Origin of the sequence: Duganella sp. FT27W, assembly GCF_009295655.1 — a bacterium.
Classification (GTDB): domain Bacteria; phylum Pseudomonadota; class Gammaproteobacteria; order Burkholderiales; family Burkholderiaceae_D; genus Rugamonas; species Rugamonas zoogloeoides.
Genome location: NZ_WHIV01000002.1, coordinates 1,219,712 through 1,246,256 on the forward strand (window position 1 = coordinate 1,219,712; position 26,545 = coordinate 1,246,256).

At 63.5% G+C, this 26,545-nt stretch carries 23 protein-coding genes and 1 tRNA gene; 18 read left to right on the forward strand and 6 right to left on the reverse strand.

Annotated elements, in window-relative coordinates; genetic code table 11:
* Nucleotides 1–30: 30 nt before the first annotated feature.
* From tsaE to F8197_RS11535, 3 genes are read left to right on the forward strand one after another with little or no spacing between them, the layout of a single operon-like run.
* Nucleotides 31–528, forward strand: a complete 498-nt coding sequence (tsaE, locus tag F8197_RS11525; protein WP_152881914.1) for a tRNA (adenosine(37)-N6)-threonylcarbamoyltransferase complex ATPase subunit type 1 TsaE — start codon at nt 31–33, stop codon at nt 526–528.
* On the forward strand, nt 492–1,922 hold the full coding sequence (locus tag F8197_RS11530) for an N-acetylmuramoyl-L-alanine amidase (RefSeq protein WP_152881915.1): 1,431 nt from the start codon (nt 492–494) through the stop codon (nt 1,920–1,922). Before tsaE ends, F8197_RS11530 begins: the two co-directional genes overlap by 37 nt.
* A 19-nt stretch (nt 1,923–1,941) precedes the next feature.
* On the forward strand, nt 1,942–2,778 hold the full coding sequence (locus F8197_RS11535; protein ID WP_152881916.1) for a D-hexose-6-phosphate mutarotase: 837 nt from the start codon (nt 1,942–1,944) through the stop codon (nt 2,776–2,778).
* Nucleotides 2,779–2,886: 108 nt separating this feature from the next.
* Here F8197_RS11535 and F8197_RS11540 read toward each other — a convergent pair whose 3' ends face one another.
* Entirely contained in the window at nt 2,887–3,987 is a 1,101-nt protein-coding gene (locus F8197_RS11540) for a carbonic anhydrase (protein ID WP_152881917.1), read from the reverse strand.
* A gap of 141 nt (nt 3,988–4,128) precedes the next feature.
* Complete coding sequence (locus tag F8197_RS11545; RefSeq protein ID WP_019924610.1) at nt 4,129–4,773, reverse strand: VTT domain-containing protein; 645 nt, start codon at nt 4,771–4,773, stop codon at nt 4,129–4,131.
* A gap of 138 nt (nt 4,774–4,911) precedes the next feature.
* On the opposite strand from F8197_RS11545, the gene F8197_RS11550 reads away from it, so the two are divergent.
* Genes F8197_RS11550 through miaA form a run of 3 tightly spaced genes read left to right on the forward strand, consistent with a single transcriptional unit; the run spans nt 4,912 to nt 8,814 of the window.
* Complete coding sequence (locus F8197_RS11550) at nt 4,912–5,832, forward strand: peptidylprolyl isomerase (protein ID WP_152881918.1); 921 nt, start codon at nt 4,912–4,914, stop codon at nt 5,830–5,832.
* A 7-nt stretch (nt 5,833–5,839) separates the two neighbouring features.
* Complete coding sequence (gene mutL, locus F8197_RS11555; RefSeq protein ID WP_193333404.1) at nt 5,840–7,858, forward strand: DNA mismatch repair endonuclease MutL; 2,019 nt, start codon at nt 5,840–5,842, stop codon at nt 7,856–7,858.
* On the forward strand, nt 7,858–8,814 hold the full coding sequence (miaA, locus tag F8197_RS11560) for a tRNA (adenosine(37)-N6)-dimethylallyltransferase MiaA (protein WP_152881920.1): 957 nt from the start codon (nt 7,858–7,860) through the stop codon (nt 8,812–8,814). Before mutL ends, miaA begins: the two co-directional genes overlap by 1 nt.
* A 9-nt stretch (nt 8,815–8,823) precedes the next feature.
* Here miaA and F8197_RS11565 read toward each other — a convergent pair whose 3' ends face one another.
* Nucleotides 8,824–9,228: a VOC family protein gene (locus F8197_RS11565; protein WP_056141511.1), complete on the reverse strand. Its 405-nt coding sequence runs from the start codon at nt 9,226–9,228 to the stop codon at nt 8,824–8,826.
* Between the two features lie 182 nt (nt 9,229–9,410).
* Between F8197_RS11565 and F8197_RS11570 the strand changes: the two genes are divergently transcribed.
* Nucleotides 9,411–9,487: transfer RNA gene (locus F8197_RS11570), tRNA-Met, on the forward strand.
* Here the strand turns inward: F8197_RS11570 and F8197_RS29160 are convergent.
* Nucleotides 9,466–9,597 (reverse strand): hypothetical protein, encoded by a 132-nt coding sequence (locus F8197_RS29160; protein ID WP_255360912.1) that lies wholly within the window; start codon nt 9,595–9,597, stop codon nt 9,466–9,468. The genes F8197_RS11570 and F8197_RS29160 overlap by 22 nt on opposite strands.
* Before the next feature lie 83 nt (nt 9,598–9,680).
* On the opposite strand from F8197_RS29160, the gene F8197_RS11575 reads away from it, so the two are divergent.
* Nucleotides 9,681–11,609, forward strand: coding sequence for a tetratricopeptide repeat protein (locus tag F8197_RS11575; protein WP_152881921.1), 1,929 nt, complete (start codon nt 9,681–9,683; stop codon nt 11,607–11,609).
* Here F8197_RS11575 and F8197_RS11580 read toward each other — a convergent pair.
* Nucleotides 11,606–12,517, reverse strand: a complete 912-nt coding sequence (locus F8197_RS11580; RefSeq protein WP_152881922.1) for a LysR family transcriptional regulator — start codon at nt 12,515–12,517, stop codon at nt 11,606–11,608. The genes F8197_RS11575 and F8197_RS11580 overlap by 4 nt on opposite strands.
* A 109-nt stretch (nt 12,518–12,626) precedes the next feature.
* Here F8197_RS11580 and F8197_RS11585 point away from each other — a divergent pair, with 109 nt between their 5' ends.
* From F8197_RS11585 to F8197_RS11600, 4 genes are all read left to right on the forward strand, one after another.
* Nucleotides 12,627–13,712, forward strand: a complete 1,086-nt coding sequence (locus F8197_RS11585) for a tartrate dehydrogenase (protein ID WP_152881923.1) — start codon at nt 12,627–12,629, stop codon at nt 13,710–13,712.
* Between the two features lie 111 nt (nt 13,713–13,823).
* Nucleotides 13,824–15,173 (forward strand): dicarboxylate/amino acid:cation symporter, encoded by a 1,350-nt coding sequence (locus F8197_RS11590; RefSeq protein WP_152881924.1) that lies wholly within the window; start codon nt 13,824–13,826, stop codon nt 15,171–15,173.
* Nucleotides 15,170–16,459 carry a glycerate kinase gene (locus tag F8197_RS11595; protein WP_373996847.1) on the forward strand — a complete coding sequence of 430 codons (1,290 nt, stop codon included), beginning with the start codon at nt 15,170–15,172 and terminating at the stop codon, nt 16,457–16,459. Before F8197_RS11590 ends, F8197_RS11595 begins: the two co-directional genes overlap by 4 nt.
* 1 nt (nt 16,460) lies before the next feature.
* Nucleotides 16,461–16,775 carry a pyruvate kinase gene (locus tag F8197_RS11600; protein ID WP_152881925.1) on the forward strand — a complete coding sequence of 105 codons (315 nt, stop codon included), beginning with the start codon at nt 16,461–16,463 and terminating at the stop codon, nt 16,773–16,775.
* A gap of 9 nt (nt 16,776–16,784) precedes the next feature.
* Here the strand turns inward: F8197_RS11600 and F8197_RS11605 are convergent, their stop codons facing one another.
* Nucleotides 16,785–18,989, reverse strand: a complete 2,205-nt coding sequence (locus F8197_RS11605) for a TonB-dependent siderophore receptor (protein ID WP_152881926.1) — start codon at nt 18,987–18,989, stop codon at nt 16,785–16,787.
* Between the two features lie 166 nt (nt 18,990–19,155).
* Here F8197_RS11605 and F8197_RS11610 point away from each other — a divergent pair, with 166 nt between their 5' ends.
* From F8197_RS11610 to F8197_RS11635, 6 genes are all read left to right on the forward strand, one after another.
* Complete coding sequence (locus F8197_RS11610; protein ID WP_152881927.1) at nt 19,156–19,896, forward strand: SIMPL domain-containing protein; 741 nt, start codon at nt 19,156–19,158, stop codon at nt 19,894–19,896.
* An 83-nt stretch (nt 19,897–19,979) separates the two neighbouring features.
* Nucleotides 19,980–20,522, forward strand: coding sequence for a PAAR domain-containing protein (locus F8197_RS11615; protein WP_152881928.1), 543 nt, complete (start codon nt 19,980–19,982; stop codon nt 20,520–20,522).
* A 13-nt stretch (nt 20,523–20,535) separates the two neighbouring features.
* Nucleotides 20,536–21,588, forward strand: coding sequence for a DUF2515 family protein (locus F8197_RS11620; protein ID WP_152881929.1), 1,053 nt, complete (start codon nt 20,536–20,538; stop codon nt 21,586–21,588).
* Nucleotides 21,585–22,205, forward strand: coding sequence for a hypothetical protein (locus F8197_RS11625; protein ID WP_152881930.1), 621 nt, complete (start codon nt 21,585–21,587; stop codon nt 22,203–22,205). Before F8197_RS11620 ends, F8197_RS11625 begins: the two co-directional genes overlap by 4 nt.
* A gap of 312 nt (nt 22,206–22,517) precedes the next feature.
* A complete protein-coding gene (locus F8197_RS11630; RefSeq protein WP_152881931.1) occupies nt 22,518–25,385 on the forward strand; it encodes a TonB-dependent receptor in 2,868 nt (955 codons plus the stop codon).
* A gap of 14 nt (nt 25,386–25,399) precedes the next feature.
* The gene (locus F8197_RS11635) at nt 25,400–26,539 is read left to right on the forward strand and encodes a glycoside hydrolase family 88 protein (protein WP_152881932.1); all 1,140 of its coding nucleotides are present in this window, start codon (nt 25,400–25,402) and stop codon (nt 26,537–26,539) included.
* Nucleotides 26,540–26,545 lie beyond the last annotated feature (6 nt).

The window sequence follows — 26,545 nt, forward strand, 5'->3', positions numbered from 1 at the left end:
TTTTATTCGATGCCGGAGATTGAAGCCCATATGAACGCCCAACACGCCCATTTCAAAGCCCATCTCGCCGAGGAAGCAGCCACGCTGGCCCTCGGCGCGTCGCTGGCGCGGGCGTTGGCGCCTGGCCTGACGATCTACCTGCACGGCGACCTGGGCGCCGGCAAAACCGCGCTCACCCGTGCGCTGCTGCACGCGGCCGGCCACGTGGGCACGGTCAAGAGCCCCACGTACACCTTGTCGGAACCGTACCAGGTGCAGCTGGACGGGCGCGCAGTGGGCGTGATTCATTTCGACCTGTACCGCATGGGCAGCGCCGAGGAATTCCTCGACGCCGGCTTCCGCGAAGATTTTAATGGTGACAACATCTGCATCGTCGAATGGCCGGAAAAGGCCGACGGCGTGCTGCCGCCTGCCGATATCGACCTGTATCTGACCGTGGCAGGCGTGGGCCGTGATGTAGAATTGCAGGCGTCTACCGCCCTGGGTACCTCATGCCTTCAACGCCTCAAATTCGCCGCCCAGCTGTGAGCGATCCACTCGCCCCCGTGGTCCGCAACCGCCGCACGGTCCTCAAGGCCGGCGCCACCCTGCTGTTGTCGGTGTTTGCGCCGCTGCCCGCGTTTGCCGCGCAAATCCTCGCCGTGCGCGTGTGGCCGGCCGACGACTACACGCGCGTCACGCTGGAAAACGACGCCGAACTCAAGACCACCCACTTCATGGTCAAGGATCCCGAGCGCATGGTGGTCGATATCGAGGGGCTGGAGCTGAACCCCACTCTGAAGGGCCTGGTGGCCAAGATCCAGTCCAACGACCCGTACATCAAGCAGGTGCGCGTGGGCCAGAACCGGCCCAACGTAGTGCGCCTGGTGTTCGACCTCAAGGAAGAAATCAAGCCGCAGGTGTTTACGCTGGCGCCGGCCGGCGCGTACAAGCACCGCCTGATTTTCGATTTGTACCCGGTCAAGGAAGCGGACCCGATTGCCGCCATGATCGAGGAAGGCAACTGGACCACCGGCGAGAAGGCCGCCCCGCCCGCCGGCGCAGCGCAACCGGCGCAGCCACCGATCGCGGTCCAGCCCACGCCGCAGGACCAGTTGCAGGCGCTCAAACCCGACATCAAGGCCGAGCCGCGCGCCGAACTGCGCGAGCAGGTCAAGACCGCCGAAGCACAAACCCGCCCGCCCGCCAAGGGTGGCAAGGCCGACAAGCTGGAGCGCATCATCACCATCGCGCTCGATCCGGGCCATGGCGGCGAAGACCCCGGCGCGTCCGGGCGCAACGGCAGCCGCGAGAAGGACATCGTGCTGGCGATCGCCAAGCGCCTCAAGGGCAAGCTCGAAGCCATCCCCAATATCCGCGTGATGCTCACCCGCGACGGCGATTATTTTGTCCCGCTGGGCAAGCGCGTGGAAAAGGCGCGCAAGGTGCAGGCCGACCTGTTCGTCTCGATCCACGCCGACGCCTTCGTGCAGCCTACCGCGCGCGGCTCGTCGGTGTTCGCGCTGTCGGAAAAAGGCGCCAGCTCGTCGGCGGCGCGCTGGCTGGCGGACAAGGAAAACGAGGCCGACACCATCGGCGGCGTCAACGTGCGCTCGCACGACAAGCAACTGGCCAGCGTGCTGCTCGACCTGTCCACCACCGCGCAGATCAACGACAGCCTCAAGCTGGGCAAGTCGGTGCTGGCCGAAATCGGCGGCATCAACCGCCTGCACAAGGGCTCGGTCGAGCAGGCCGGCTTCGCGGTATTGAAGGCGCCCGACATTCCATCGATCCTGATCGAGACCGCCTTCATCTCCAACCCGGAAGAAGAAGCCAAGCTGCGCGACGAGAATTACCAGAACCAGATGGCCGACGCCATCGTCAAGGGCATCCGTACCTACTTTGCCCGCAACCCGCCGCTCGCCCGCAACAGATTAACCTGAACTCTCACACGGAAACCACATGGCTGTCACGATGACGCAATTTGGCGCACTGCCCGCAGTGCAATTCACCGCGCCGGACGGCGCCCAGGCCACGGTCGCGCTGTTCGGCGCCCACCTGCTGTCGTGGAGAACCGGCGACGGCGTGGAACGCCTGTTCGTCAGCAGCCAGACCCCGCTCGACGGCAGCAAGGCCATCCGCGGCGGCGTGCCGGTCATCTTCCCGCAGTTTAATGTGCGCGGTCCCGGCCTGCGCCACGGCTTTGCCCGCGTATCCACCTGGCGCCTGGCCGACAGCGGCGGCGACAACGGCAGCTCGTTCGTGGAACTGGTACTGGACCAAAGCGACCTGGCGCCGGAACATGCGCAGGCGTGGCCGCATGCGTTCGCGCTGACCCTGCGTTTCACCCTGCACGGCAACGCGCTCGAAGCCGATTTCAAAGTGCGCAACACGGGCGCGGCGCCATTCCCGTTCGGCGTGGCGCTGCACACCTATTACGACGTGGGCCAGTTGAACGCCACGACCATTAGCGGCCTGCAGCACCAACGATACACCGACCACGAACTCAATACCCGCACCCAGGACTACCCGGCGCTGCATTTCAACGAAAAGCACGACCGCCTGTACCAATCGACGCCCACGCTGATGCTCAACACGGCCAGCACCACGTTCAACCTGTCGCAGCAGGGCTTTACGGAATGGGTGGTATGGAACCCGGGCCAGGCTGACGCCGCCGCGCTGGTCGATCTGGCCGACGACGAATATTTGCGCTTCGTGTGCATCGAACCGGCACGCGTGGACCAGCAGCCGCTGGCCGCCGGCGCCGAGTGGATTGGCCGCCACCGCATCGGCGTATAGATATTCAAAGCGCCTGACAAAGCCTCCAGGGCAAGGCGCAGCGACGAAGACAGTACGAACGTACGGCGAGGCGCTGCAACGCCGCCATGGAGGCTTTGTCAGGCGCTCTTAGTTGGATTCTTTGATAATGCGGCCGGAGCTTGGCTGCACGGGGCGCGCATTATAAGGATACAGGCGGCTGAAGAACGCCATCTGCGCCGGTGAGGCCTGGATCGGCTCCTTCATCACCAGCCACAGCACGCCCTCCTCGCACGGCGGCGTGCTCATCGAGCCCATGAAGGTGTAGTACTCGCGCCGCGCCGGCAGCAGGTCCATCGGGTCGAGCGTCTCGGCCGGGGCCATGGTTTCCATTTTTTCCAGCGGCAGGTTGTTCCACACCTGCTGGATCGCCGGCTGCGGCCGGCCGCGTTCGAGCAGCAGCGCCAGCATGGCGATGCGGCCCTCGCCATCCTTGTGCACCAGGTGCACGACCATCTCGTAACCCTTGCCGTTGATGCGCTCCTCGGACGGACGATGGAAATGGAACTGCACCAGCTCGTACATCCGGTTGCCCACGCTGAGGAAATTGCCACGTCCGACCATCACCTGCACGGTCTTGCCGTTGTCGGTAACGTTGAACGACGACGGGTGGTAATCGAAATTGATCTGCTCCAGGTCCACCCGCATGCCGTCGCGGATATCGATCGGCGACTGGCGGTTGCCGGTGCCGCACTTGGCCCAGGCGGGATTGATCCTGGCCCAGTTGGCGGGACCGGCTTCGCCCTCGTAGGACCAGACATTGCTGTACACCTTGGGCGGCGGCGGGATCGCTGCCGCTGCGGCCTTGGCAGCCGCCGCTTTTTTGGCATTGGCAGCCGCCGCGGCCGCGCGCGCCTGCTGGGTGGCGCGCATGGCCGCCAGCCGCGCGGCGATCTTGGCCGACAGTTCCGCTTCCGGGTCGCTGGCCGCCTCGGCACCCTTGCGCGCGCCCGCTGCCGGCGCATCCTTGCCATCCTTGGCCGGCGCCTCTTTGGCGGCAGCTTCCTTGACGGGCGCCTTGCCCGGCGGCGTGGTCGTGGTCAGGCCCACCGCGCCACCGTACACGCGCGCGCCCGCCAGCGCCGACAAGGGCGTCTTGGTCGAGGGCGAAATCAGCGGATCGACCTGTTTGTCATTGGCCGACACAACGGCGCAACAACAGCAGGCGATCAGGGCGAGGAGCAGGCGCATACGTTTCCAGAAGTAACAGTTACCCTCTGGTTTACGGATGCATTTGGGGAAAACTTGAGGTCCGGCAAGGGGATATATTTCTGCGGGGACACGCTGCCGCTAATTGCAGCGTGTCGATAATGCAAGTATGTGAAACCTGGTTCAGCGTCCGATGACGCGTCTTCCGAGGCGCCAGGCGCCGCCCAGCAGGATCGGGATCATCACCACGCCGATCGCCACCATCACGATTTCCGACAGGTGGTCGCGCACGACCGGGATGTTGCCGAAGAAGTAGCCGGCCATGGTCAGCGACACCACCCACAGCAGCGCGCCGCTGATGTTGTACAACTGAAAACGTCCATGCGGCATCTCGGACACGCCAGCCACCAGCGGCGCGAACGTGCGCACTACCGGGACGAAGCGCGCCAGCACAATGGTCTTGCCACCATGCTTTTCAAAGAAGTCGTGGGTACGTCGCATGGCGTCCTTGTTCAGCCAGCGATAGTCGTGCGTGTATACGCGTTGCCCGATGGCGCCGCCGATCTTGTAATTGAGGGTATTGCCGGTGACGGCGGCCGTGACGAGTAGCACGTTGAGCAACAACAAATTCATGTCGCCCGTGGCGCAGAAGGCGCCGGCGATGAACAGCAAGCTGTCGCCCGGGAAGAAGAACAACACCACCAGGCCCGTTTCGCAGAAAATAATTGCGAACAAGACCACGTAAACCAGCGTGCCGTACTGTTGGATCACCACTTCCAATGACTTATCGACATGGAGCAGCATGTCGAAGAATTGCATAAAATCCATATTCTTCCTGTAAAGTGTGCGCCGGAATCATACACCACCGCTGCTGCCGCCGGTCTAAGTTTCCTCGGCCACCCACGGCAGTTTACAATCGTCGGCATACCCGCCGCAAGCGGGTTTGTCTCAATCCAGGAGATCGGAATGCTGTTTAACCCGTTGTTAAGGAACGCTGTGATATTTTCCGCCACGGCGTGCGTGCTGACCTCGGCCATGGCGGCCGAATTGCCGGTCAAGCCCACGGTGGCGGACCTGGTCAAACAGTCGAAGGCGGACGACTGGCGCCCGCTCGATCCAGCCAATACCCTGTACCTGGATCTGCCGGTCGGCCGCGTGGTGATCGAACTGGCAACGGACTTCGCGCCGCAGAACGCCGCCAACATCAAGACGCTGGTGCGCGAAAAGTACTTCGACGGCCTGTCCATGATGCGCTCGCAGGACAACTACGTGGCCCAGTGGGGCGACGCCAACGAAAACAATCCCAAGCCGCTCGGTTCGGCCAAGGCCAAGGTGCCGGGCGAGTTCACCGTGCCCACCAGCTTTGACAAGCACTTCGTGCGCCAGCAGGATGCCGATGGCTACGCGCCCGAGATCGGCCACTCCAAAGGCTTCCCGGTCGGGCGTGATCCCAAGACCAACACCACCTGGGTAGCGCACTGCTACGCCACCGTGGGCGTGGCGCGCGACACCGATACCGACAGCGGCAATGGTTCACAGCTGTACGCCATCACCGGCCACGCGCCGCGCCACCTGGACCGCAACATCACGGCCGTGGGCCGCGTGGTGTCGGGCATGGAGCTGCTGTCGTCGCTGCCGCGCGGCAGCGAGGCGATGGGCTTCTACGGCGCCAGCGAAGCGAAAATGCCAATCACCCGCGTGCGGCTGGCGGCCGACGTGCCCGCTGCCGAACGCATCCAGCTGGAAGTGATGCGCAGCGAAGCGCCGATCTACCAGCAGGTGATCGAAGCGCAGCGCAACCGCGGCGGGCCGTGGAACAAGTACGCGGCCAACTATGTAGAGCTGTGCAATGCGCCGATCCCGGTGCGGGTGCGTCCGGCGTTATAATCCGGGGATGAACGCCCCCGATACCGCTCCCCATGCCGCCCGCCCGCCGCGCCCGATCCAGGCCTTGCCAGACCAGCTGATCTCCCAGATCGCCGCCGGCGAGGTGGTCGAGCGGCCGTCCGCCGTGGTCAAGGAACTGCTGGAAAACGCGCTCGACGCCGGCGCCACGCAGATCAGCGTGCGGCTCGAGGAAGGCGGCGTCAAACGCATCGCCATCACCGACAACGGCCGTGGCATTCCGCCCGAGCAGATGCCGCTGGCCCTGGCGCGCCATGCCACGTCCAAGATCGCGTCGCTGCACGACCTGGAAAACGTCGGCACGCTGGGCTTTCGCGGCGAGGCGCTGGCATCGATCGCCTCGGTGGCGGCCGTCACTGTCACCTCGCGCACGGCCGACGCGCCGCATGCCTGGGAGCTGGTCGGTTCGCACGAGGGCACGGTAGCGCCATCGTCGGGCGCGCTGGGCACCACCATCGATGTCCAGGACCTGTATTTCAATACGCCTGCGCGCCGCAAATTTTTAAAATCCGAGCAGACCGAGTTCGGTCACTGCGCCGAGGTTGTGCGCCGCATTGCGCTGGCGCGGCCCGACGTTTCGCTCAGCCTCACCCACAACGGCCGCACCATCGACCACTGGAATGTGTGCGACATGGCGCGCCGCAGCGCGCAAATCCTCGGCGAAGGCTTTGCCGAAGCACGCCTGCCGATTGACGAGACGGCAGGCCCGCTGCGCATCCACGGCTATACGGGCCTGCCCACCGCGTCCAAGGCGCGCGCCGACGGCCAGTTCTTTTATGTGAACGGCCGCTTCGTGCGCGACAAGGTGCTGGTGCACGCGGTCAAGGCGGCGTACCAGGACGTGCTGCACGGCGACCGCTTCCCGTCGTATGCGCTGGCGCTCGAACTCGACCCGGCGCTGGTGGACGTCAACGTCCACCCGTCGAAAATCGAAGTACGCTTCCGCGACAGCCGCGCGGTGCACCAGTTTGTGTTCCACGCGGTGCAGCGCGCGCTGGCACAAACATCGGCCACGGCGCACGGCAGCGTGCCGTCGCCGCTGCCGGCCGCCGACACGCTCACCAGCGCCACCTGGCGCGGCGAGCAGACGTCGTTCGGATCGTTGCTGGCGCCCGACTACACGCCGACGTTTTCGCCATCACCGTACGGGGCTGGCAGTCGTGGCGATGGCAGCGGCAGCCTTGGTGATGTCGCCGGTGGCTTTGGCGCTAACAGCGCTGCCGGCGCCTTCGGCGGGCAACGCTACGGCCAGCCCGAAGGTGGCGTGGCACAAAGCATGGACAAGTACGGCGCGCTGTTCGCCGGTAATGGCAGCGGCAGCGGCCGCGTGGACAGCTACCGCGCGCAAACCGACATGGCCCTGCCGCAAGGCAGCCCGTTCACCGTGTCGGCCGCCGCCATGGCGCAGGAAGAATTCCCGCTCGGCTTCGCGCTGGCGCAGCTGCACGGCATCTACATCCTGGCGCAAAACGCCAAGGGCCTGGTGCTGGTGGACATGCACGCCGCCCACGAACGCATCCTGTACGAACAGCTGAAAACCGCGCTCGAGAGCCGCGTGGCCGGCGAGGAAATGCAGGTGCAGCCGCTGCTCATTCCCGTCACCTTCTATGCCGATGCGGTGGAAGTGGGCACCGCCCACGAACACCAGGAGACGTTACAGGCACTGGGCTTCGACATTGCCGCGCTGTCGCCCACCACGCTGGCCGTGCGCTCGGTGCCGGTGCTGCTCAAGAACGCCGATGCGCAAACGCTGGCGCGCGACGTGCTGCGCGACGTGCGCGAATTCGGCGGCTCGCGCGTATTGATCGAGCGCCAGAACGAGCTGCTGGGCACCCTCGCCTGCCACACGGCCGTGCGCGCCAACCGCATCCTGGCGGTGCAGGAAATGAACGCGCTGCTGCGCCAGATGGAAAAGACCGAACGCGCCGACCAGTGCAATCACGGCCGTCCTACCTGGGTGCAGGTGGAAATCGGCGCGCTCGACAAGCTGTTTTTACGTGGCCAATAATGAGTGATATTGCAAGCAAGCCGCTGGCGGTAGCCATCATGGGGCCGACCGCGTCGGGCAAGACCGCGTCCGCGCTGGCGATTGCCGCGCGCATCCCGTCCGAAATCATCTCGGTCGATTCGGCCCTGGTGTATCGCGGCATGGACATCGGCACCGCCAAGCCCACCCGCGCCGAACTGGCCGCCGTGCCGCACCACCTGATCGACATCATCGACCCGCTCGATTCCTACTCGGTGGCGCAGTTCCGCAAGGCGACCTTGCAGCTGGTGGACGACATCGTCGCGCGCGGCAAGCTGCCGCTGCTGGTGGGCGGCACCATGTTGTACTTCAAGGGCCTGGCCGACGGCCTCGACGACCTGCCCGGCGCCGACCCGGCGCTGCGCGCCCAGCTCGAAGACGACGCCGCCCGCATCGGCTGGCCCGCCATGCACGCCAGGCTGGCCACGCTCGACCCCGAAACGGCTGCGCGCCTGGCGCCGGCCGACGCCCAGCGCATCCAGCGTGCGCTGGAAATTTGCGCCCTGGCCGGCAAGCCGATGTCGGAACTGCTGGCCCTGCGCGACAAGACCGAGCTGCCGTTCGAGCTGCTGCCGCTGGCGCTCGAACCGTCCGACCGCGCAGTGCTGCACAAGCGCATCGAGCGCCGTTTCGACATCATGCTCGACGAAGCAGCCGACGATAACCTGATCACGGAAACGGAACGACTGCGCCGGCGCGGCGACCTGCATCCGGGCCTGCCGTCGATGCGCTGCGTGGGCTACCGCCAGGCGTGGGAATACCTCGATGGCACGATCGACTACAAAACCATGCGCGAGACCGGCATCATCGCCACGCGCCAGCTGGCCAAGCGCCAGTTGACGTGGTTACGCTCCATGCCGGACCGGGTGGTGGTCGATTGCCTGGGTACAGACCCGGCGGCCGAGATCCTGGCGCACGTGGCCGACCGGCTCGGCTAACGCCATCTGTCAGGTGGTGGGCGGCGCCGATTCCATATAAATGATTTCCCATAAATGGCCGTCCAGGTCCTGGAAGCCGTGGCCGTACATGAAGCCGTGGTCTTGCGGCTCCTTGTAGGTGCTGCCGCCGCCTTCGACGGCCTTGTTCACCAGCGCGGTGACGGCATCGCGCGAAGCGACCTGCAAACACACCAGCACCTCGGTGGACGTACGCGCATCGGCAATGGCCTTGGGCGTGAAGGTCTTGAAGCGCGGCTCGGTGAGCAGCATGACAAAGATATTCTCGGCCACGATCATGCAGGTGGCGCCGTCGTCGGTGTAGTGCTGGTTGAACGAGTAGCCGAGGTGGGTAAAGAATTTGATCGATGCCGGCAAGTCGCGCACCGGCAGGTTGATAAAGATGTTGGTCGCCATACAGCCCCCGTTAGAAATACATCACGTCATGTCCCCGCACCCAGAATACCAATATGCCAACGTTTTGACGACTGGTGTACGATGGAAGTTCCGCATTCACCGCCAAAATCACTTTTTTGAAGAAAATCGTAGCGATGGCGTTGACAGAAAAAGCCCCAACCCTCATAATGCTTCGCGTTGCAGGTGATATAGCTCAGTTGGTTAGAGCACAGCATTCATAATGCTGGGGTCGGTGGTTCAAGTCCACCTATCACCACCAAGAATTTTAAAAGCCGCCGATTCGCAAGAATCGGCGGCTTTTTCGTTTGGGCGTGTCTTTAAGTGGCTCGATGCTGCATCCTTGGAAATGATCAGCAAGACGATCATCATGCCTTTTCTCGTGTTTTATACTCAACTCCCACTTGTGATTGCGGGAGAGCGCTTTGCGTAGAAAAGCATACAGGTATGGTGCCGTGGCCCTGCTCTGGCTGGCGGCTGGCCTGCCGGGCTGCGCATTGGCCCAGTCTCCCGCATCGGGACAGGAGCCGCAGCTATCGAGCACCGTGGTGGTCACTGCGCCGCGCCCGGTCAAGCAGCCGATGGCGGATGCCGAGGCGCGATTAAGGAAAACCGTCAAACGCCAGGCCACCGGGTTTGCGAGAATGTTGAGCTATTGCCTGAGTGGTCCCATCACGCATCCCGATGCAAAAATTATGTGCGCAAGAAGCCATATTCGGGCCGAGGACAAGAGCGTGAGCGAAGCGCTGGCAGCCTTTGAGCAGCATGACTATGCGTCAGCGCTGAAGCAATTCGAGAGCGCTTATGTGAAACTGGGCTATCCCGATGCTGCCTTGATGCTGGCTCATATGCATCTCCAGGGGCTAGGCACGACCAGGGACGCGGTCCAAGGCATCCGCTGGCTGCGTGCCGTGGCCGAGGAACGGTTCAATCCGTTCCGGGACACGATGCGTTTCAACCCGGGCAAGCCGGAAGAAACAACTCCCCGCATCGACGCTGCCATGACGCTGGCAAGCCTTTACCAGCTCGGGGGCGAGGTGGAGCGGGACTGGGACGAGGCCGAACGATGGTATGCCAAGGCTGCCGAGTTCGGATTCATCCCGGCATGGAACGCCTTGGGCGTCGCATATTTGTCTGGCGAGGGCGCGAACAGGAATGCCAGCCAGGCGATCAACTACTTTATCAAAGCCGCCGAAGCCGGCTACGGCCCGTCCGCTTACAACCTGGGCAATTTATACGCTGAGGGAAGCGAAGGCGTGAAGCGCGATCCGGACCAGGCCGCGCGCTATTTCCGCATGGCCGCAGAGACGGCCCACCCCGACGCCCTGCTGGCGGTTGAGCGGTGTACGCAAGCGAAGTGCGATAGCAAGCTAGTCACCGTCGTCGCCGCTGGTGCGGACACGAGGCCGGAGAATCTCGACATCGCTGCAGCTGCACCGCAACTTACAACACCGGCAGCGGCAGGCCTGGCTGGCGCAATGGCCAGCGCAGCGGTGGACGATACTGCCAGCGACACTGCCGACGATACTGTGGACATGACCAACGACACCCTCAACCTGGCCTTATCCGAGCTCGCCAGGAACCCTGAGGACACCGAGGCATTGCGCAATCTGCGCCGCGCGGCAGACGAACTGAATCTTGCCGCCACTGCGTCCACAGAAAGCGCCGACCAGGCCGACGACATCATGTTCGTCGTCCGCGTAACCGGCTTGCGGGCGGTGCCCTGGAAGAGCTATGGCGCCATGCGTGCGGCAGTCTCGGCCTACGAAAAACACAAATCGCTGGCGCCCGACGCGGTATTCCGTTTCGCGGTGATGCCGCCGGCGGGCATGAAACTGCCGCCCAATTTCGCGCTGCGTGTGCGCACGGAGCAAGGGCAGGAATTCCCGATCAGTCTCGAGCACGGCGAGTTGTTCACGCTGCCGCCGTTGCCGGAGTTTGACGGAGATGCCGACCTGGTCAGCAACTTCAAGGGCGGCGCCCTGCGCATCGGCCTGCTCGTGCATACCCGTACCGTGCCGCCCGAAAAACTGCGCCTGGGCGACCTGCGCCTGCGCTATGAAATCACCGCCGCCATCGAGATGTTCGACAACCCGGGGGAATACGACACCAAGTGCCGGGCGCCGGGACGCTGGAACCGCTGCAAGCGGCCCACCAAGGCCATCTGGCATCGGCCCTGGACCGCCACCAGCGGCGCGTGGATTGTCGAGGGGAGCCGGCGCGTGCCTTTGCAAGCGAGCGAGAATCCCGGGGACCACATGTACCGCATGCCCATCGCCAGCAAAGATTGGGGCAACAACGCAATCATCGAATTCGATTACAAGGCTGCGCAGCTTCGGCCACGAAAACTGTTTGAAACGGCGATTTATGACGGCAACGACTAGCGCCCGAACCGCTGTTCCAGAAAATCCACGAACGTCCGTATCCGCGCCGACAGCTGGTGCCGCGGCGCATACACCGCGTAGATATCGGCATCGGGCGTCTTGTAGCCGGGCAGTACCTCCACCAGCCGTCCGCTGTCCAAGTAGCGCTCGATGTCCCAGCCCGCGCGCAGCAGGATGCCGTGGCCGTCGAGAGCCCAGTTGACGGCGATTTCGCCGTCGTTGGTGGTCAGGTTGCCGCGCACCTTGACCGCCTGCGCATCGCGCTCGGCTTCGCGGCCCGCGTACAGCCGCCATAGGCCGTAAGCCTCGTCGCCCTGGCGGATCGAGATGCAGTTGTGCTTGCGCAGGTCGCCAGGGGTCTTCGGTTCGCCGTGCTGGGCCAGGTACTTCGGCGACGCGCACAGCAGGCGCCGGTTCGAGGCGAGGCGCCGTGCAATCACGCGCGTGTCGCTCGGGGCGCCAAAGCGGATGCACACGTCGAACTGGTCGTCGGTCAGTGCCGGCGGATCGACCGACAGCTGCAACTGCACATCGACCTCCGGGTAGCGCAGCACGTACTGCGAGATGGCCGGCGCAACGTGCAGGCGCCCGAAGCCCAGCGTGGCATTGACCCGCAACTGCCCTTTCGGCACGCCTTTCGAGGATGTGAGCAGCTGGTCGAGATCGGCGATCTCGCCGAGGATGCGGCGCGCATGCTCGAGCAGCACCTCCCCTTCCGGCGTCATGCTCATGCGGCGCGTGGTGCGATTGACCAGCGGTACGCCCACGCGCGCCTCGATCAGCGCCAGGCGCTTGCTGACCGCCGACGTGGTGATGCCGAGCTCGCGCGCGGCGCCGCTCAAGCTGCCGGCGCTGGCCAGCGCCACGATAAAACCCAGTTCCGCCGGTTGAAATCCACCACTCATCATCCACCACCCATTGTTGAGCTCCAGGTTAACAATGGCTTGAGTTTAGCCCTGCCAGGCGCCGACGTCCAGCCTGTAGAGTGCCTCCACCAACCTACCAGGAGACACCACCATGAAGACCTACCACATCGCAACCATTCCAGGCGACGGCATCGGCAAGGAAGTCGTTCCGGCCGGCCAGCAAGTGCTGGCCGCGCTGGCCGCCGCCAGCCACACCTTCCGCTTCGAGTTCGAGGACTTCGACTGGGGCGGCGACTACTACCGCCAGCACGGCGTGATGATGCCCGCCGACGGCCTCGATGCGCTGCGCAACAAGGACGCCATCCTGTTCGGCTCCGCCGGCGACCCGGACATCGCCGACCACATCACCCTGTGGGGCCTGCGCCTGAAAATCTGCCAGGGCTTCGACCAGTACGCCAACGTGCGCCCCACCCGCATCCTGCCCGGCATCGACGGCCCGCTCAAGCGCTGCAAGCAGGAAGACCTGAACTGGGTGATCGTGCGCGAAAACTCGGAAGGCGAGTATTCGGGCGTCGGTGGCCGCGTGCACCAGGGCCACCCGATCGAGGCGGCCACCGATGTCTCGATGATGACCCGCGTGGGCGTGGAGCGCATCCTGCGCTACGCCTTCAAGCTGGCGCAATCGCGTCCGCGCAAGCTGCTCACCGTGATTACCAAATCGAACGCCCAGCGCCATGCGATGGTGATGTGGGACGAGATCGCGCTGGAAGTGTCGCGTGAATTCCCGGACGTGAAATGGGACAAGGAACTGGTCGATGCCGCCACGGCGCGCATGGTCAACCGCCCTGCCACGCTCGACACCATCGTCGCCACCAACCTGCACGCCGATATCCTGAGCGACCTGGCCGCAGCGCTGGCGGGCAGTCTCGGCATCGCCCCCACCGGCAATATCGATCCCGAGCGCCGCTATCCGTCGATGTTCGAGCCGATCCACGGCTCCGCCTTCGACATCATGGGCAAGGGCCTGGCCAACCCGGTCGGCACCTTCTGGTCGGTGGTGATGCTGCTCGAGCACCTGGGCGAACACGCCGCCGCCAAACAGGTGATGGAAGCCGTGGAAGCGGTCACCGCCAACACCGCGCTGCACACGCGCGACCTGGGCGGCAACGCCACCACGGCGCAGGTCACCGACGCCGTGTGCGCATTGCTGGGCGCCGAACAGCGCCAGGCCGCGTAAGGCCGCGTAAGCCAGCGTCGGCATCGGCCGCAGGTCGCGCCCCTACCCGCCGCAGAGCGTGGCGGGGCGCGACCGCAATGCATAGAGCAGTTCATATAACGGAGACAAACCATGTATAAGCGTTTCTTTGGAAAGCTGTATATCCAGGTCCTGATCGGCGTCGTCGCCGGCGGGCTGCTCGGCTATTTCCATCCCCAGCTGGGCGCCGACCTCAAGCCGCTCGGCGACGCCTTCATCCGCCTGATCAAGATGGTGTTCGCGCCCGTCATTTTCGCCATGGTGGTGCTGGGCATCGCCAAGATGGAAAGCATGAAGGAACTGGGCCGCGTGGGCGTGCGCGCGCTGATCTATTTCGAGGTGATGTCCACGTTTGCGCTGCTGCTCGGCCTCGTGGTCGTCAATGTGGCCAAGCCCGGCGTGGGCATGAACATCGATGTCAAGACGCTCGACACGGCCAGCATTGCCAGCTACACGGCCGCCGCCAGCAAGGGCGACGGCTTCATGGGCTTCGTGCTGCACATGATTCCGACCAGCATCGTCGACGCGCTGGGCAAGAACGACATCCTGCAAATCCTGGTGTTCGCCACCATGTTCGGCATCGCCCTCTCGCACATGGGACGCCGCGCCAAGCCGGTGGTCGATTTCCTCGACGCCTTCTGCAACAGCATGTTCCTGATGGTGTCCATGATCATGCGCGTGGCGCCGCTGGCTGCCTTTGGCGCCATCGCCTTCACGGTCGGTAAATACGGTCTCGGTTCGCTGGTCTCGCTGGGCCAGCTGATGGGCGCCATGTACATCACCTGCTTCGTGTTCGTGACCGTGGTGCTGGGATTCGTGGCGCGGGTGTCGGGCTTCAGCCTGTGGAAGTTCCTGCGCTATATCAAGGAAGAACTGTTCACGGTGCTCGGTACCAGCTCGTCGGAATCGGTGGTGCCGCAACTGATGCGCAAGCTCGAACACGTGGGCGTCTCGAAACCCGTGGTGGGCCTGGTGATCCCGTCGGGCGTCACCTTCAACCCGGACGGCCAGTGCATCTACTACACCATGGCGGCGATCTTCATCGCGCAAGCGACCAACACCCCGCTCACGCTCACCGACCAGCTGGTGGTGCTCGGCGTACTGATGCTGACCTCGAAAGGCTCGGCCGGCGTGACCGGTTCCGGCTTCATCACGCTGGCGGCCACGCTGGCGTCGCTCGGCAATATCCCGGTGGCCGGCATGGTGCTGTTGCTGGGCGTGGACCGCTTCATGTCCGAAGCGCGGGCCATCACCAACACCATCGGCAACGCGGTGGGTACGATGGCGATCGCCGGCTGGGTGGGCGCGCTGGACCGCGAGCGCATGCACCGCGTGCTCGATGGCGCATCGACTGTCGAGGAACTGCAGGCGCTGCATGATCACGACGACGAGCCGGCGCCGGTCCACAACGACCTGGCGGTCGTGCACAAGGCGACGGCATGATGACGCGCGCCCTATCGCCCGAAACCTTTCTACTGCGTCGCATGTTCGACGCCGCCATCGCGGCCGCGCAACCGGCGCTGTGCGTGCCGCCGGCCCTGCCCGAAAAGCCGGAGGGACGCCTGATCGTGATCGGCGCCGGCAAGGCCTCGGCCGAAATGGCGCGCGCAGTGGAAGCCCACTGGGACGGTCCGCTCACCGGCCTGGTGGTCACGCGCTACGGCTACGCCGTGCCGTGCGAGCGGATCGAGATCGTCGAAGCGGCGCACCCGGTGCCCGATGCCGCCGGCCTGCAAGCGGCGCGCCGGATGCTCGACCGGGTGCAGGGCCTGAGCGCCGACGACACGGTGCTGTGCCTGATCTCGGGCGGCGGCTCGTCGCTGCTGCCGCTGCCGCTGGACGGCATCACGCTGGCGGACAAGCAGCTGATCAACCAGCAGTTGCTGCGCTCGGGCGCCAGCATCGGCGAGATGAACTGCGTGCGGCGCCACCTGTCCGCCATCAAGGGCGGCCGGCTAGCCGCCGCCTGCCACCCGGCGCGGGTGGTCACGCTGCTCATTTCTGACGTGCCCGGCGACGACCCGCGCGACATCGCCTCCGGCCCCACCGTAGCCGACGCCAGCACCTGCGCCGATGCACTCGACATCATCCGCCGCTACGGCCTGGAGCTGCCTGATCACGTGCTCGAGGTGCTCAGGAGCGGGCGCGGTGAATCGGTCAAACCGGGCGACCCGCGCCTGGCCCGCGCCGAGGTGCGCCTGGTCGCCACGCCGCAGATGGCGTTGCAGGCCGCTGCGCAGGTAGCGCGGCAGGCGGGTGTGACGCCGTACATCCTCGGCGACAGCATCGAGGGCGAGGCGCGCGAGGTGGGCAAGGTGATGGCTGCCATGGCGCTGCAAGCGGTCAATCACGACCAGCCGTTCGACCAGCCGTGCGTGCTGCTGTCGGGCGGCGAGACCACCGTCACCGTGCGCGGCCAGGGGCGCGGCGGGCGCAACGTTGAATTCCTGCTGGCGTGCGCGCTCGCCCTGCGCGGCAAGGGAGGCATCTACGGCCTGGCCGGCGACACCGACGGCGTCGATGGTCAGGAGGAGATCGCCGGCGCCACCATTGCCCCCGATACGCTGGCGCGCGCCTGGGAACAAGGCCTGCGCCCGGGCGACGCGCTGGACGACAACGACGGCCACGGCTTCTTCCAGGCGCTGGGCGACAGCGTGGTGACCGGTCCCACGCTCACCAACGTCAACGATTTCCGGGCGCTGCTGGTCACGGCGCCGGCGGGGCACTGAGATGGACGGCGCCACATCCCCGCTGCACGCAGCGCAGGCGGCCGCGCGCCTGGGCCGCTTTGCCGACGGCTGCGCAACGCTGGCGCCGGGTGCCGCGTTCCGCCTCGACATGGACCATGAACTGCTGGGCGACGAACGCCGCGCGCCGCTGTTCTGCCAGCAGGTGTACGACACCGTGGGCCCCGGCGCGCAGGTCCTGATCGACGGCGGCCGCGTCCTGCTGCGGGTGGAGACCTGCGGGCCTGAACACGCGGAAACGCGCGTGGTCGTCGGCGGCCTGGTTGCCGACGACCAGGAAGTACGCCTCACGCCGTAAGCGGCGACATCACAGTTTGAGCTCCAGGTTCACCGCCCACTCGCGCGAATTGTCGCTGCGGCCCCAGTTCTGACTCACGCCATTGCGGTCGGCGTAGCGCGAGTAAGTCTCGCTATCGCGCGCCAGCAGGTTCTTGCCGGTAAAGCGCAGCTGCACCGCAGGGCTGACCTTGTACAGCAGGTAGGCATCGAGGTCGCTGCGCGCCTGCAGGCGCGTGCTTTGTTCGGCCGAGATGCGTACCGGCCCGCCCGAGCGGAATGCCAGGCTGGCGCCCGTGGTGTAAGCCCCCTGCTTGTAATCGATGCCGAGATTGGCGGTGAGAGGCACCTGCTGGTCGAGCCGGTTGTCCGGCCCCGGCACCGAATCCACCTGCGACCAGTTACGGTTGACGCCGGCGCGCAGGTCGAGTGCCGGCCAGGTCGGCCACACCAGCTTCGACGGGAATTTCAGTTCCAGGCCCAGGCCCCGCACATCGGCCTTGCCATCGTTGACCGGTTGATACAGCCAGCGGCCGCCGCTGTCCTGCGACAGGGTGGTACGGATGTAATCGGTGATATGGCGGGTGGACGCGGTAGCCGAAAACGTGGCGCCCGGCGCCCAGAAATGCTCGTAGGTCGCATCCACGCCGGTCGCCAGTTCCGGCTTCAGATCGGGGTTGCCGCTGCTGTCGGCGGTAAAGCGCGTGTTCAGGTCGGCCTCGTTGCGGCGCGCGGTCAACTGGCCCACCGTCGGCGCCTTGAAAGTACGCGTGAGGGCGAGGCGCAGCTGCCGGCCGCTCTTGTCGGGGAACTTGTAGAGCGTCTGGGCGATGGGGCTGAGCACATGGTTGCGCGAACTGGTGTCCGGCCGGCCGCTGACGGCGCTGTCGGTGCGGATGGTTTCCCAGCGCGCCCCCAGGTACATCGACCACTGTTTGGTCACGTTCCATTCGTCCTGGGCGAAGGCAGCCGCCTGCACCACCTGCGGCGCAAAGCGCTCGTCGAAGATCGCCGGGGCACTTCCGACAATGCCTTCCACGCGATGGCGGTCTTCGCGCTGGCGCTGGCGGCTCACTTCCCAGCCGGTGGCCAGCGCATGTTCGCCCAGCACGGAGCGCGTGTATTTGCCGTTGCTGCGCACGGAATTGCTGCGCGAGTCACTGTCGGTATCGCGTTGCAGCGTGCGCTGGCGGCTGGCCGTGCTCGACGCCCAGTCGCTATCCGCACTGCCGCTGCTGTGGGTGACGGTGAGCGTCGTATCGAGCTTGCCGCCGGCCAGTTGCGTGACCCAGTTGACGTTGGTGGAGAGGTACACCGACCGGTTCTCGCTGGTGTTATCGCGGAACAGGAAATTCGGTGCCGGGAAGCTGCCGACCTGGTTATCGTATCGGTAAGTCTGATCGCTGTCGAAGCGGTTGGCCCCCACCGACGCGCTCCAGTTCAACTGCCCGTTGTTGTCGAGCTTCCAGTTCAGGCGCGGCTCCAGTCCCAGCAAGGACAGCTTGCTGTTGTTGGCGATGCTGCTGTCACGCTGTTGCAGCACCATGCCATCGGCGGACGCCAGTTGCTCGGTGTACGTGCCCGGATTGCGGTTGTCATGGCGCAGCAAGAACACGGAAAGGTAATACGACAGGTTGCCGCTGCGGTCGGCCAGTGTGCCCAGTGCCGAGGCGCGCTTGACCAGGCCCGAATGACCGATGCCCACGCGCACATCGCGCTGCGGCTTGCTCACCACTTTTTTCAGCACAATATTGATGGTGCCGGCAATCGCCTGCGTGGAAAACTCGGCGGTGGCGGCGCGCACCACTTCGATTTTTTCGATCTGCTCGGGCGCCACCGTTTGCAGGTTGAAGCCCGGCGGCGGCCGCTCGCCGTTGACCAGCACCTGGGTGTAGCCGTTACCGAGGCCGCGCATGCGGATGCTTTCGCCGACCACGGTCACGCCGGGCGCGCGTTTCAAGACATCGAAGACATTTGTGTCGCCGTATTTCAGGATCTCTTCCTGGCCGATGATGGTCTTGCTGGCGGTGTCATCGCGGCGCGGATCGTAGTCGACGGCGCCGTTGATTTCCACCTGGACGATTTCCCTGGACGCGGGCTTGCCGGCGGCCGTGGGTGGAACCGGCTCGGCCTTCACGGCGGCGGCAGGTGCTTGCTGTGCCAGCGCGCCGGTATGCAGGCCGAGGGCGGCGACTGCAACGATTTCGGCCGCCAGCATCGGGATGGCTGTTCTCATGAAGGTTTGTGAGTTGCAAAATCCGTAATTATCGATTATTCATCTCAAGTTAGAAAGTTTCTTGAAGAAAATTATTAAAAAATCATACGATTGACTAGTTGCAATATCGCGAAATTTGCATAATACGCAACACCACGACGAACGTGCGGGCCTTCCGGAGACATTGATGAAACGATTCAAACCGCTGTACCTGGCAGCACTGTTATTACCCGGCCTGGCGCTGGCCGCCGACTGGCCGGCCTACCCGTTCGTGCATGCGAACGCCACCGCCAGCATTTTTGTTGTCCCTGATACGGTATCGATCTCGCTTGACGTGGTCTCGGTCCAGGCCGACGCGGATCTGGCAACCCAGGAAGTCGAAGCCGGCATCGCCAGGATCCGCGCGCTGGTCGATACCCTGGGCGACAAGGACGCCACTACCGTGATCCAGGACCTGCGCAAGGAACCACGCCCGCACAAGGCCGCCGCCGCACCAGCCGACGACCCGGCGCAAGCCCCTGCGCCGCTGGTGGAAGCCAAGGCCACCGTCACCATCACGCTGCGCGACATGGAGGCATGGCGCCCGCTGGTCACCGGCCTGATGGCCATGCGCGAACTCGATACGCCCATGAGCACCTTTTCCAACACCGAACAGGTGCGCATCGAAAACGACCTGATGGCACAGGCCATGCGCAAGGCGCGCGTCAAGGCCGACAGCATGGCCGCCGGCGTGGGCCGGAAAATCGACAGCGTGGGCGCCGTCTCGGCCGGCAGCCTCGCCAACCTCAGCACCGCCATGGGCTTCGGACCGCCGGACCAGCGACGCGCCGACATCCCGGGCCGGGTGACGGGACCGCTGCGCGTCCACATGAACGCGCCCGCGCTGCGGTTCAGCCAGTCGGTCGACGTGGTGTACAAACTGAAGTAGCCTGCCGGCCTATTTGCTCAGGAGCAAAACACCACCGCTTCGAATGTCTACATTTGAGCTTTCCGCCAATCAACGGACTGCTCATGAAACGCTATCACATCACCCTGGGTGCCAGCACCTCCGCAGGCGGCAAGGTAATTTCCGCCAGCAGCGCCTGCTTGATCAACGGTGTCAGGATCGCACTCGAGGGAGACCAGATTTTCTGCCCTGCCTGCAAATCCCCAGGCAAGATCGCGCTATGCGGCACCCGCATTCCAGAGAGCTGGAACGGCAAGCAGGTCGCATTGCAGGACGACCTGTGTCTATGTCGCTGTCCATCGCCACCCAGGCTGATTGCCATCCAGAGCCTGAAATGCCAAATACTCGACGGTGATTCCGCCACCTCGCCGGAAGCAGCCGCTTCGCTGGCCCGGCAGCAGATACAAAGCGATGCGCTGCAAGATCCCAAAGACCAGATCGTATTGCGGCTACTCGACGACTACTCGCAGCAGCCCCTCGCAGCAAGGCGCTATCGGCTCGAGTTCTCCGACAAGGTAGTCGAGGGCCAAACTGACAGCGACGGCTACACCGCGCCATTCGACGCCGCCGACCGCAAGCAACTGGTCGCGTGGCAGGTGATCGAGTAACCGGGAGCCGGCCATGTCCGAAAAAGTCATCACCAAACACCAGCAGGATGCCGTGGCACTGGGCCGCAATACCGTGCCGGTACCCGAATGCGGCATTCATGCCACGACCATCAAGGGCCAGTCCTGCAAGGCCCTGGACGTACCAATCCTCGGCTGCACCGGCGTGTGGCTGCGGGTGCAAAAAGAGGCGGAGGCCTGGATTGCACCGGGCGGAAAACTGATCGAAGACAACCTGGCGCGCAACCGCAGGATCAACCAGGCTTATACCCAGCTATGGAAAGAAGACAAGCGGTTCCAGTGGGCCGGCTTGGCGGCATTTGCATCGAAGCAGGTGGGGTGCGGGTTGTTGCATGCGGCAGATAACATCAAGAAATCACGTGCAGAAGTACAGGAAGCGATGCAACGCGTCGGCAGTATGAGCAATGCCGACGCTGCTGCCGTCAGTATGACTCCGAGCACGATCGGCTCTGGATCAGCGTACATGTATCGTCAACTTGCGCTGGGTAACACCCTGCTTTTCCTCGACATTTACCCGCTCCATCGGTTTTACATGTTGCGTGGAATAAAACAGCTGGAGACATGTTTGGAAAGCAGGCAAGCGATCAAGGACCAAATTATCTGGCCTGTTGACAGTAAAAAAATTTCCTTCGGAGTGGCCCACGCAGAAATACTCGAATCATTCAGATTTATTGATGTCGGACGTATTGCGGACAGCGTTAAAAAAATGGCGCTCCATGAACAAGTAAACATACTTCAGACGGCGATTTATAACGATCTTTCCATGCAGGCCGCATTGCGTGCCAACCAATTTTCCTGGGCAACCGGTTTCCCCACCGGCGTGGCGGCCGAAATCCAGCTGACGCTTTCCTCAGAATGCCGCACGCTTTCCTCTTCTCAGGGGATATGGTTTCCGAAAGACAAACGAGCAAAACTTTACGACAAGGACCAGCGCATGAAATTCGTCAACCAAGCGGCAGATCAGTTTAATATCTTATTGAATTCTTCTGGAAAAACTGTCATCGAAGCCTCCATCGACGATATAGCAAGCAGCGGCGCAGCACGATGAATTTCAAATTCGCCAAAGCACTATCGATAGCGTTGATATGTGGCATAGGTTGGGTATATTGGCCGGATCCAGCCCCAACCTTGCTCTCACTGCGAATCGGCAGCAAATTTGAAGAAGTGACCAAGACATCCTCTTACCCGGTAGAGAAAAATTCAAATCCGCCACACAACGACGAGGGTGGTTTTGGCTATACTTTTATAACCGAACCATCAGTCGTTATAAAATTCGACGCCCCACGATATGGGTTCATACTTCCTCCAACCACATTTGCCGCCATCGCCTACTCGGAAGGTAAAGTATCGACTATCAGAACCTCTCCATCTCTTAGAACTCTATCTTTTTCGGAAGCTGTCTCGGTTTTTTCGTCGGTGCAAACTCAACTGCAGAAGGGCGGGTGGCAACTCAAAAATTCAAGTAGCTGGATTGATCTATCCCCTGGGGGTGTAAAGCAACTTCATTACCAGTTGAACAATGACAGCTCCAGTCACATGCGTATCGTGTCATTGAGGGCTCCGGGTAAATACGCGATGTACTTTAGCGTGCGACGTGCCGGAGAAAATCTGCTGGGTTTTGATCGCTATCTGGTTGAATTAAGCATCGGCCCAGACCATCCGTGACATTTCCCCCACACCCGCTATAGAAAATTTGCGATCCCCTATACGAAGTCGTCATACCTCACCCATCGATCAATCACCTTGTTGATTGTTTAACGATCATTCGCTCAATCACCATGCGCGGATGCAAGGCACTTTTCCCATAGTAGCCGCATTTTCCCGGCTAGCCGCGCGCTCAACAGATCAATCATCGCAATGTCCCGTTGTCGCCAGTACATCCTCTCCCCTGTTGCCCTATGTTCGGCAAGTGACTTAGTCTAGCTATAGCCGTGCATTGCCCCGGCGACCCAGCTGTCTAACACTGAGGATAAAAAAATGAAAAAGAAAATACTGGAGACCGTGATCCCGCTTGCCCTGGCGGCCATGTATGCGCCGGCGGCGCTGGCGCAGGAAGCTGTGCCGGCGCCGGCCAGCACCGCCAACGAGGCAGCCCCGCCGCCGGCCGACGGCAAAGTGGAAACCGTGGTTGTCACCGGTTTCCGCTCCAGCCTGCAAAAGGCGCTCAACCTGAAGGCCCAGGCCATCGGCGTGCGCGACTCGATCGTGGCCGAGGACATCGGCAAATTCCCCGAGGCGAACGTTGCCGAATCGCTGCAGCGCGTACCGGGCGTGATCCTCAACCGCGACGAGTCGTCGGGCGAAGGCCAGCGCATCTCGATCCGCGGCCTGCCCACCGACTATTCCGTCACCACGCTGAACGGCGCGCCGGTCAACACCACGTCCACGTCCACCATCGGCAGCGCGGCGCGCGGCTTCAACTACGACGTGTTTGCGTCCGAGCTGTTCGGCCGCGTGGACTTCTACAAGTCGCCGCTGGCCGAACTGACCGAGGGTGGCCTGGGCGGCGTGGTGGACCTGCAAACCCCGCGCCCGTTCGACAACCCCAAGCGCACCATCCGCTACGGCCTGACCGACACCTACAACACCAACTCCAAGAACCACGATCCGAACGGCTTCGCGCTGTACTCGAACACCTGGGACCAGGTGGGCTTTCTGGTCGGCGTGTCGCACTCGGGCAGCGTCAACACCCGCTCCGGGTTTGAAGCGACCGGCGGCTATAACAGCTCGTTCAACGGCAGTCAGAGTCCCGTCAAGGGCAACTTCGCGTTAAAACTCGATTACGACGATCCGCGCGCCAACCTGTCGGGCTACACCCGCGAGCAGATCGACAAGGCCCTGCTGCCGCGCATCTACCGCTTCTACGGTTCGGAAAACGAGCGTACGCGTGACGGCCTGGTGTCGTCGCTGCAGTACAAGACGCCGATCGTGAACCTCAGCTTCGACACCATGTATTCAAAGCTGAAGAACACCCGCGAAGAAACCATCTTCGGCATCCTGGTGCGCAGCACCGCCACCACCAACCGCGCCCTGCCCGCCGGCGCCAACGGCAACAACGGCCTGATCCCGGTGAACGTCAAGATCGATCCGGCCACCAACCTGCTGACCGGCACCTTCGCCAACACCACCTACAACGCCGGCGCCATCTACACCAAGGATGAAACGGAATTCGGCTACGGCGCCTTGAACGGCAGCTGGAAGGTCAGCGACAAGCTGACCTTGACCAGCCAGGCCAGCCTCAATCACAGCTCCGCCACCAGCGCCACCGGCCAGCTGGCCGGCTATATCTACGGCGCCCAATCGACCATCGACTACGGCGACGACCACGTGTATCCGTCGATCTCGTCGCCGACCAGTTACACCGATCCGAACAACTGGAGCGGCTTCACCATCGGCACCGGCTGGACCAAGGAAACCGACAAGGGCAAGCAGGCGCGCGTGGTCGCCGACTGGGACTACGACCTGCCCGGCGACTGGACCGGTCACCTGAAGGCGGGCCTGGTGTACGTCTCCACCGGCAAGGAAGTCAACAAGCGTAACGGCACCGCGCTGGCCACTGCGCAGTTGAACCGCATCGGTGCGGCCGGCCTGCGCAGCGGCATGACCAGCAATCTCCCGATCAGCAATCTCGACATGGGCAGCGGCTGGCCGAAATCCTGGAGCACCTGGGACAGCAACTACTTCTACAACAACTTCGATCCGAACACCTACAACCCGGCGTCCGCCTTCACGCCGTCGCAAAGCTTCGCGGCGGAAGAAAACGTCAAGACCGGCTTCGTCCAGTCCGACTTCAAGGGCAAGATCGGCGAACGCGAATTGCGCTTCAATGCCGGCGTGCGTTACTCGCAGACCGACACCAAGATCGACAACTTCAAGCAGCAAGGCACCAGCCTGGTCTATGGCCCCAACCACGAGCAGGGTTCGTACAGCAATGTGCTGCCGTCGCTCAGCGCCGCCTTCGACCTGACCGATACCCTGATGTGGCGCGCCTCGTGGGGCAAGACCATCACCCGCGCTTCGCTGTCGATCATCGCCGCGCAAACCGTGATCCCGAACCAGTTCGACAACTCGGCCACGTCGGGCAACCCCAACCTGCGCCCGCAACAGTCGAAGAACCTCGACACGGGCCTGGAATGGTATTTCAAGCCGGGCAGCCTGCTGTCGGCCGCGATCTTCCAGAAGGACCTGACCGACGCCACCGTCGCCAACACGCAGGTGGTCACCTTCGGTTCCCTCGGCCTGCCCGATACCGCGCTGGGACCACTGTTCCAGGATGCGAGCGGCCGCGTGGACCCGAACCTGGCAATGACGCTGCGCAGCTACACCAACGCCGGCAAGCAAAAGCTCAAGGGCTACGAGCTGGCGTACCAGCAGGCCTTCAGCTTCCTGCCCAAGCCGTTCGACGGCATGGGCGCGCTGGCCAGCTACACCCATATCGATCCGTTCAACAGCGCCAAGTGGATCACCAACGGCGGCCGCGAGATCGAGGTCAACTCGGTGCCCAAGTACGCGTACAGCACCACGCTATACTTCGAACAGGGGCCGCTGGCCGCGCGCATGTCCTATAACTACAAGGGCAAGTCACTGCACGGCGATAACCCACGCAACAACGGCGACGACCTGATACGCTGGCGCGCCGGCCGTGGCTACCTCGATGCCAACATCAGCTACAAGATCAGCGAGAGCCTGGAGTTCCGCATCGATGCGCTCAACCTGTCCAACACGCTGGCCTACGATTACTTCGAGGACGCCAGCGGCCAGTACGGCAGCGGCAAGAAAACGCGGATGGACTATGCCAAGTATGATGGCCGCACCATCAAGTTCGGCATCCGGGGGAAACTGTGATCAGACGTTCGTTTATGACCGGCGCATTGGCCCTGCCAGTAGCGCTGGCACTGGCCGGCTGCGCCACCGGCAATGCCAATGCGCCGGCGATGGGCACCTCCGAACAGGAGGTGGTCGCCATCATCACCAAGGTCAACGACTACTGGCAGGCGCGCGAGAAGCCGCAGCAGTGGGCGTTCTGGGATATCGCCGCCTACCACACGGGCAATATGGAGGCGTACCAGATCACCGGCAACCCGCGCTACCGCCAGTACTCGGAAGACTGGGCCGTCCACAACGCCTGGCTGGGCGCCAAGTCCACCGACAGGAGCAAGTGGAAGTACCAGTACGGCGAGACCGACGAACACGTGCTGTTCGGCGACTGGCAGATCGCCTTCCAGACCTACGCCGACCTCTATCAGCTCGACGCGCAAAAAGATCCGCGCAAGATCGCCCGTGCGCGCGAGGTGATGGAGTACCAGATGAGCACTGCGCAGAACGACTACTGGTGGTGGTCGGACGGCCTGTACATGGTGATGCCGGTGATGACCAAGCTCTATAACATCACCGGCAATCGCCTGTACCTGGACAAGCTGCACACGTACTTCGAGTATGCCAACACCATCATGTACGACAGCGACGAAAAGCTGTACTACCGCGATGCGCGCTACGTGTACCCGAAACACAAGAGCGCCAACGGCAAGAAGGACTTCTGGTCGCGCGGCGACGGCTGGGTATTTGCCGGCCTGGCCAAGGTGCTGCAAGACCTGCCCAGGGACGATCCGCACCGCGCCGAATACGTCGCCAAGTACCGGGGCATGGCCGAAGCGTTGAAAAAGGCGCAGACGCCGGATGGTTACTGGACCCGCAGCCTGCTCGACGCCGCGCACGCCCCGGGCCCGGAAACCAGCGGCACCGCGTTCTTCGTCTATGGCTACCTGTGGGGCATCAACCACGGCGTGCTCGATCGCGATGAATACCTGCCGGTCGTCCGTAAAGGCTGGCATTACCTGTCCAAGGTTGCGCTGCAACCCGATGGCAAGATAGGCTATGTGCAGCCGATCGGCGAGCGGGCGATTCCGGGCCAGGTGGTGGACCAGAATTCGACCACGCCATTCGGCGTGGGGGCCTATCTGCTGGCGTCGTCGGAGATGGTCCGCCTGCTCAGAAAATAACACGGA

Coding starts and splice junctions, on each gene's coding strand:
- tsaE (WP_152881914.1), top strand. CDS start 31: ATGAACGCCCAACACGCCCATTTCAAAGCCCATCTCGCCGAGGAAGCA.
- F8197_RS11530 (WP_152881915.1), top strand. CDS start 492: ATGCCTTCAACGCCTCAAATTCGCCGCCCAGCTGTGAGCGATCCACTC.
- F8197_RS11535 (WP_152881916.1), top strand. CDS start 1,942: ATGGCTGTCACGATGACGCAATTTGGCGCACTGCCCGCAGTGCAATTC.
- F8197_RS11540 (WP_152881917.1), bottom strand. CDS start 3,987: ATGCGCCTGCTCCTCGCCCTGATCGCCTGCTGTTGTTGCGCCGTTGTG.
- F8197_RS11545 (WP_019924610.1), bottom strand. CDS start 4,773: ATGGATTTTATGCAATTCTTCGACATGCTGCTCCATGTCGATAAGTCA.
- F8197_RS11550 (WP_152881918.1), top strand. CDS start 4,912: ATGCTGTTTAACCCGTTGTTAAGGAACGCTGTGATATTTTCCGCCACG.
- mutL (WP_193333404.1), top strand. CDS start 5,840: ATGAACGCCCCCGATACCGCTCCCCATGCCGCCCGCCCGCCGCGCCCG.
- miaA (WP_152881920.1), top strand. CDS start 7,858: ATGAGTGATATTGCAAGCAAGCCGCTGGCGGTAGCCATCATGGGGCCG.
- F8197_RS11565 (WP_056141511.1), bottom strand. CDS start 9,228: ATGGCGACCAACATCTTTATCAACCTGCCGGTGCGCGACTTGCCGGCA.
- F8197_RS29160 (WP_255360912.1), bottom strand. CDS start 9,597: ATGATGATCGTCTTGCTGATCATTTCCAAGGATGCAGCATCGAGCCAC.
- F8197_RS11580 (WP_152881922.1), bottom strand. CDS start 12,517: ATGATGAGTGGTGGATTTCAACCGGCGGAACTGGGTTTTATCGTGGCG.
- F8197_RS11585 (WP_152881923.1), top strand. CDS start 12,627: ATGAAGACCTACCACATCGCAACCATTCCAGGCGACGGCATCGGCAAG.
- F8197_RS11590 (WP_152881924.1), top strand. CDS start 13,824: ATGTATAAGCGTTTCTTTGGAAAGCTGTATATCCAGGTCCTGATCGGC.
- F8197_RS11595 (WP_373996847.1), top strand. CDS start 15,170: ATGATGACGCGCGCCCTATCGCCCGAAACCTTTCTACTGCGTCGCATG.
- F8197_RS11600 (WP_152881925.1), top strand. CDS start 16,461: ATGGACGGCGCCACATCCCCGCTGCACGCAGCGCAGGCGGCCGCGCGC.
- F8197_RS11605 (WP_152881926.1), bottom strand. CDS start 18,989: ATGAGAACAGCCATCCCGATGCTGGCGGCCGAAATCGTTGCAGTCGCC.
- F8197_RS11610 (WP_152881927.1), top strand. CDS start 19,156: ATGAAACGATTCAAACCGCTGTACCTGGCAGCACTGTTATTACCCGGC.
- F8197_RS11615 (WP_152881928.1), top strand. CDS start 19,980: ATGAAACGCTATCACATCACCCTGGGTGCCAGCACCTCCGCAGGCGGC.
- F8197_RS11620 (WP_152881929.1), top strand. CDS start 20,536: ATGTCCGAAAAAGTCATCACCAAACACCAGCAGGATGCCGTGGCACTG.
- F8197_RS11625 (WP_152881930.1), top strand. CDS start 21,585: ATGAATTTCAAATTCGCCAAAGCACTATCGATAGCGTTGATATGTGGC.
- F8197_RS11630 (WP_152881931.1), top strand. CDS start 22,518: ATGAAAAAGAAAATACTGGAGACCGTGATCCCGCTTGCCCTGGCGGCC.
- F8197_RS11635 (WP_152881932.1), top strand. CDS start 25,400: ATGACCGGCGCATTGGCCCTGCCAGTAGCGCTGGCACTGGCCGGCTGC.